Below are 6567 nucleotides of genomic sequence, written 5' to 3'. Positions count from 1 at the left end.
GGACAACGCTTCCCACTCAAGATCCGACAGCTCATGACGACGCACCATGCGACGCATGATTCCCCATCAGGACCCTTTGAAGACACTGCCTAAGGTGCCCCGGTGAGCTTTTCACTCGTCATCGGATTCGGGCCCGCCGGAGCGGCCACCGCACGGCTGCTGGCCGAACGCGGGGACCGGGTACGGGTCGTGACCCGTACCGGACGCCCTCCCGAGCCGGGGATCGAGCACCTCGCGCTCGACGCCGCCGACAGCGCCTCGCTGACCCGGGCGGCCCGGGGCGCCCGCGCCCTCTACTCCTGCGCCTCCCCCGCCTACCCGCGCTGGACCCGGGACTGGCCGCCGCTCGCGGCCTCCCTCTGCGCCGCGGCCGAGGACTCCGGGGCGGTCCTGGTCCTCCTCGGCAACCTCTACGGTTACGGCCCCGTGGCCGGCCCCCTCACCGAGGAGCTGCCGCTCGCCGCGACCGGCCCCAAAGGCCGGGTCCGCGCGGCCGTGTGGGAGCGGGCCCGGGAACTGCACGAGGGGGGCCGCCTCCGGGCCGTCGAACTCCGGGCCTCGGACTTCTTCGGCCCCGGCGTTACGGACGGCGGTCACCTCGCCTCCCGCTTCGTGCCCCCGCTGCTCAAGGGGAAGCCGGTCTCGGCCCTCGGGGACCCGGACGCCCCGCACAGCTGGACCTACCTCCCCGACACGGCCCGCGCCCTGGTGGAAGCGGCCGACACGGAACGGGCCTGGGGCCGCGCCTGGCACGTGCCGACCGCCCCGCCCCGCTCGGTCCGGGAGACGGCCGCCCTGCTCTCCGCCGCCGCGGGCACGCCGCCGGTCCCGGTGCGCCGGATCCCGCCCGCCGTACTGGCCCTGGGCGGCCTGGTCTCCCCGATGCTCCGCGAACTCCGGGAGGTCCGCTACCAGTTCGACCGCCCCTTCGTGGTCGACGCCGGCGCGTGGGAATCCTCCTTCGAGGTCCGGGCCACTCCCGTGGCGGAGCAGGTGGCCGTCACGGTGGACTGGTGGCGTTCCCGGAGCCGACGCCGCTCGCCGGCCCCCTGACCGGCCCCGTTCCGGTCACCGCCCCGGCCCCGGTCAGGGGTGCTGGAAGACCACCTCCGGGTTCCCCGGGGTCGGGCCGTCGAGGATCCGTCCGGGCCGCCCCTTCAGGTGCCGGTCGAAGAAGGCCGCCGCGTAGGTGCGGGTCAGTTCCACCGAACGGGCCCCCGGAAGAGGGGACTTCAGCTCGGGCACGCCCGTCTGGTCCCCGATGGAGGGCACGTCGGTGAAGGTGAAGTGGTTCGACCCGGTGAAGGTGATCCACCGCTTCCAGCCGTCGAGCCGCCGCCAGTCCTCCGCCCAGGTCCCCTCCGCCCCCGGAACCGCGTCCTCGGCGCCGAGGAACAGGAAGGGGCGGCCGTCCAGGCCGCGTTCCGGTATCGGGGTGAACAACGTGCCGTCCATGTCGATGCCCGCCCGGATCCGCCGGTCGGCGACCATCGCGGCGGCCGCCCCCGCCCCGCCGATGGAGTGGCCGGCCACGCCGATCCGGCCGCGGTCGATCAGCCGGGAGTGCCGCCAGACGGGAGCGGGCCCCGTCAGCCGGTCGAGGAGGAAGGAGGCGTCCCGGCCGCGGGTGTCGCTGACCTTCCGCAGCCCCGGCAGCCCCTCCTCGTCCACCCGCTCGCAGGCCAGGCACTCCAGTACCCGGCCGCCCGGGAAGGCGGTGCCCACCGTCTCGTAGGCGTGGTCCACGGAGGCCACCACGTAGCCCCGGGAGGCCATGTCCTCCGCGAGGGAGGTCAAGGTCGCGCGGTGCACGGTGAACCCGGGGGAGAGCACGACCAGCGGGTACCGGCCGTCGACCGGTCTGGCCCGCTCCCGCCCGTACGAGGCCGTCCCGGCCAGCTGCGCCACCGGTATGGCCTGTTCCAGATCGCGGCTCGCGAGCAGCAGTCGGGCCTCTTCGTCCGTGAGGTACCGCGCGGTCCTGCCGCCCGTGCCGCGCTCGGCCGGGTACCGCAGGGTCACCATCAGCTCCCGGGGGCCGGTGCCCGCCCACGGGTCGGTCCGGGACCGGTCCACCAGGTGCAGGGTGTCGTACCCCACGGCGAACCGGCCCGTGGGGCGCGGCAGTTCGATCCGGCCCGGCAGTCGGTCCACCGCCCCGGGCCCGCCGGGGGTGGTGGCGCCGGTGGTGACGGGGGTGGGAGCCGGTCCGCCGGGGGCGGCCGCCGCGGTTCCCGCGGCGGCGAGGGGAAGGAGCAGGGAGAGGGCCGCGACGGAGGCCGCGGCGGCGTGGCGTCGATTCATGGATCCGACGTTAGGTCCCGGGATCGGACGGATCGTCAACTCTCGGGATGATCCGCCCTCCCCCGACCGGGGGGTCGGTCCGTCATCCCGAAGACGCATCTCCCCTAGGGGAGTTCACCCTGCGGAGGGGCGCGTCTCGGGGTCGGCCGTCGCCCTGAGGGCCGCCGGATCCGTGCCCTCGACGAGGAACCCGTTGTCGAGCCGGACCCTGACGGTCACCCGCAGCCGTTCCGCTTCGAAGGCCCGCCACCCGGGCTCCAGCTCCGCGACCTCCTCCGCGAGCCGGGCCCGGCTCGCGGCCGGCATCTGCGGCCCGAAGTCGTCGAGGAGCGAGCGGAGGCGCAGGTACTCGCGGACGGCGCCGTCCGGCTGCCGCTCGTGGGAGTCCACGCGCTCCACGGTGCCCCGTGTCCCCGCCGCCAGGCCCAGCGAACCGACCACGGCCCCCGGGAACACCCGGTCCCCGCGCCCGCCCCCGTACCGGTCGCCGCGGGTGGCGGCGTCCGCACCGGCTCCTCCGCCGACGTCCGGCCCCGCACCGGCATCCGCGCCGCCCGCCACGGTGACCGGGAGGCCGAGGCCGAGTTCCACCGCCAGTTCGACCCGCTGCCCCACCGTGAACATCATGCGCCTGCTTCTCCGGTCTCTCTGACTGCTCTGACTGCTCTGGTCCCTCTGGTCTCCCGGCCATTATCGGTGGGGCGGGCCGAGCGGCCCGCCCCGCCGCGACGCCCGCACACCAGGGTGCCTCCCGAGTCCGCCGACCGGACCCGGGAGGCGCCCCCGCGTGCGGGCGTCGACGGCGCTCGGAAGTCGCCGGGGCTCAGAACACGTCGGTCGCGTAGCGCCCGGCGGCCCGCATCCCCGCCAGCCACTCGGCACCCGACCCGACGCCGTCCCCGGCGTCGGTCATGGCCCCGGCACGGCCCCCGGCCGTCGCCCCGGCCCCGATCCGTCCGAGGACCTCCTCGACGGCCGGCCCCATGCCCCCGGCGTCCCCGCACACGTAGACGTGCGCGCCCTCGTCCAGCAGCTCCCGGACCCGCCCGCGCCGCTCCCACAGCCGGTCCTGCACGTAGCGGGCCTCCGCACCGGGGAGCCGCGAGTAGGCCCGGTGGACCTCCAGCCGTCCCGCCGCGACGTGCGCCGCGAACTCCTCGGCGTACAGGTCGTCCCACTCGGGGTGCCGGCACCCGAAGAACAGCACCGTGGGGCCCGTGGCCCGGCCCGCCGCGACCGCCGCCATCCGGGCCCGGACGAAGCCGCGGAAGGGCGCGATGCCCGACCCGGAGGCGATCATGACGGCCGGGACGGCGGGGTCCGTCGGGGGCCGGAAGGACTCGGCGGGGGAGGTGACCGTGACGGTCAGCCGGTCCCCGGGCGCGGTCCGCCGCAGCAGGTCCGAGGCGGCGCCCCGGAACACCCCCCGGCCGGACCGGGCCGGGCCTTCGAGCACGGACACCGTCAGCGCCGCCGTGTCCTGCTCCTCGGCGGCCGAGCTGATCGAGTAGGCGCGGGGCCGGGGCGCCGGCAGCAGTTCCAGCAGGAGCGGCAGGTCCGCCCGGCAGGAGGCGAAGCGCTCCAGCAGGTCCAGTACGCCGAGACGCGGCGCCAGTACCTCCTCGGCGTGCCCCTCGCCCGCGAGGCGTTCGAGCTCGGCGCGCTCGGGCGGGCAGGGCGTCAGCTCGGCCAGCCGGGCCACCGCGACGGCCGAGGCCGGGGCCGACAGGTCCACGTACCGCGTGAGGAGGTCGTCCAGGCGGAGCGGACGGCCGAGCGGCAAACGGCCCGCCGGGGCGTGGGACTCGACCGTGTACACCTGCCCGGCCGCCAGCCCGAGCCGGTCCAGGAGCCGGGTCACGAGCTCCGGGTGGTTCTGCGGGAGCACGGACAGGTAGTCGCCGGTGCGGTACCCGGTGCCCGCGGGCAGGCGCAGCTCCAGATGGCGCTTGGAACCGGCCCCGGAGTGTCGGACCAGCTCCCGGTTCTCCAGTACCACCGCCGTGCCGGTGGTCTCCTCGCCCTCCCCGGTGGTGGCCTCGACGACCCGGAAGCGGGGTCCGGTCGTCTCGGTCTCCGTGATGCCGTAGGTCTCGGCGAGCAGCGGCCACAGGGGCGCGTACCAGCGCTGCCAGTCCCCGTGGAAGTCGGTGCGGGCGTCCGTGGCGCCGCGCTCGCGGATCCTGCGCCCGCCGGCGGCGGCCAGCGCCCCGTCGACGAGGGTGGGCACCCGCTGGTAGGTGGCGGCCCAGTCGGTGCTGCCGCAGCCCAGGACCAGGTAGTCCACGCCCGTCAGGTCCGGGGCATCCTCCGTCAGCCAGGACACGAACCGGCCCGCGTTGTCCGGCGGGGAGCCGTTGTAGGTGGAGGTGACGACCACGACGGCGCCCTCCGTGGGCAGTCGTCCCGCGTACGCGTCCAGCGGGGCGGTGGTGGTCCGCCAGCCGCGGGCCGTCCCGTCGCCGGCGATCGTGCGGGCCAGGCCCTCGCCACTGCCGCCGTTCGATCCGTACAGGACGAGCAGCGGGGTGCCGTGGCCCGGCACGGCGGCCCGCGCGGCCGTGGCCCCCGCCGGTGCGGACGCCTCCCCGGCCTCCGGGGCGGCCGGGGACGGCGTCGTGCGGGGGCGGGGCCGGGCCCGGACCGCCAGCCCGGCGGGCTTCACGGTGAGCGTCTCGTGCACCGTCAGCTCGTAGTCGGGGTCGTCGAGTTCCAGGTCGAAGCGCTGGAGGACCATCGCCAGCACCAGGACCGCCTCCTGGAGGGCGAAGGGGCGCCCGATGCAGGCCCGGGCCCCGTGCCCGAAGGGCATCCAGGCGTAGGAGGGGACCTCGGCCATCCGCTCCGGGGCGAAGCGGTCAGGGTCGAAGACCTCGGGGTCCCGCCACACCTGAGGGTCGCGGTGCAGGGCCGGGAGGTTGACGAGCACCGACTCGCCCGCCGCGACGGCGTACCCGCCGAGGGTGGTGTCCTCGTCGGGGCTGAGGGCGAAGGCCGGAGCCGTGGGGTGCAGCCGCAGGGTCTCGCGCAGCACCTGCCCGAGGTAGCCGAGGCCGGCCAGGTCCTCGAAGCGCGGGGTGCGGTCGCCCAGGACCTCGTCCACGACCGCGCGGGCCCGGCGCAGCACCTCGGGGCGGGTCAGCAGGGCGTGCACCGCGAAGGACAGGAGCCCCGAGGTTGTCTCGTGTCCTGCGATCAGGAAGGTCGCCAGCTGGTAGCGGACGTTCTCCTCGGGGAGTCCGGCCCCCGTGACCGGGTCCACCGCCGTCAGCATCCGCTCCAGCAGGTCGTCGGGGCGCTCCTCGGCGGGCAGGGCCCGGCGGGCGGCGACGATCTCGCCGGTGATGCGCCGCATGGTGTCGAGGTCCTCGCGGTAGCGGCTGTTGGTGAGCAGCAGGAAGGGTTGGAGGCCCGGCAGGCGTTCGCTGCGCGCCCCGGCCTCGGTGAGGGCGCGGACCATGGCGCCGACGAAGGGGTGCATCTCCTCGGAGTAGAAGGAGTTGAGGCGGACCCCGAAGGCGCACAGGGCGATGGTGTCGAGGGTGAGCCGGGTCATGTCGTCGGCCACGTCGATCCGGGCCCCGGGCCCGAACCGCTCCCAGCGGGTCAGCATCTGCTCCGCGATGTCGAGCATGGCGGGGAAGTAGTCGCGCATGGCGCCCGGTCCGAAGGCGGGCATCAGGAGGCGGTGGGCGACGGCCCAGTTCGGCTCGTCCCCGTAGGCGGTGAACAGCCCGTCGCCGGCGAAGTCGCGGACCTCTTCGAGGGCGGCGTGCACGGACTTGCTCCACCGGGGGTCGGAGCACATCTCGGTGACCAGTTCGTGGGCGGAGACGAAGATCTGGCGTTCGCCGTTGACGGTGAGGGCGAAGATCCCGCCGTACTCGCGGTGGAAGGAGTCGAGGAACTCGGTGCTGCTGCCGTCGGGCGCGGTCAGCAGCTCGGGCAGGTTGCCGACGAGTGGCAGCGGACGCGGGCCGGGCAGCGGCAGGCCCGCGGCAGCGGGAGCGGGTGCGGAGGCCGGTGCGGGGGAGGCGGAGCGGTCGCGGTCGGTGGGCTGGGTGCCGGTCATGGTGTCTCCCTAAGAATGTAGGCGGTCCGGGAGGACCGGGTGTGGCTGATGGTGGTCTGCCGCTTGTGGCTCCGAAGGAATGGCCGCCCGGTCCTTCGGGACGCTCCGACCACTGATTGAGAACTGCGGTCATCGCTGGTTAGGGACCTGTCGGCGGAGTGTTCTTCGGGCCACGGAGATGCTGGTCACGG

General features: G+C 75.2%; 4 protein-coding genes. 1 reads left to right on the top strand and 3 read right to left on the bottom strand.

The features are described 5' to 3' along the window. Nucleotides 1-102: 102 nt before the first annotated feature. Nucleotides 103-1053, top strand: coding sequence for an NAD-dependent epimerase/dehydratase family protein (locus ABTZ17_RS35655; RefSeq protein ID WP_352199966.1), 951 nt, complete (start codon nt 103-105; stop codon nt 1051-1053). Between the two features lie 33 nt (nt 1054-1086). Here the strand turns inward: ABTZ17_RS35655 and ABTZ17_RS35650 are convergent, their stop codons facing one another. From ABTZ17_RS35650 to ABTZ17_RS35640, 3 genes are all read right to left on the bottom strand, one after another. Continuing rightward, a complete protein-coding gene (locus ABTZ17_RS35650) occupies nt 1087-2304 on the bottom strand; it encodes an alpha/beta hydrolase family protein (protein WP_352199965.1) in 1218 nt (405 codons plus the stop codon). A 114-nt stretch (nt 2305-2418) separates the two neighbouring features. Further along, nucleotides 2419-2931: a hypothetical protein gene (locus ABTZ17_RS35645; RefSeq protein ID WP_352199964.1), complete on the bottom strand. Its 513-nt coding sequence runs from the start codon at nt 2929-2931 to the stop codon at nt 2419-2421. 196 nt (nt 2932-3127) lie between these two features. Next, nucleotides 3128-6376: a cytochrome P450 gene (locus ABTZ17_RS35640; protein WP_352199963.1), complete on the bottom strand. Its 3249-nt coding sequence runs from the start codon at nt 6374-6376 to the stop codon at nt 3128-3130. Nucleotides 6377-6567 lie beyond the last annotated feature (191 nt).

Source organism: Streptomyces sp. NPDC097619 (assembly GCF_040302735.1).
Taxonomy (GTDB): Bacteria; Actinomycetota; Actinomycetes; order Streptomycetales; family Streptomycetaceae; genus Streptomyces.
This window is presented reverse-complemented; position numbering and strand designations above follow the sequence as displayed.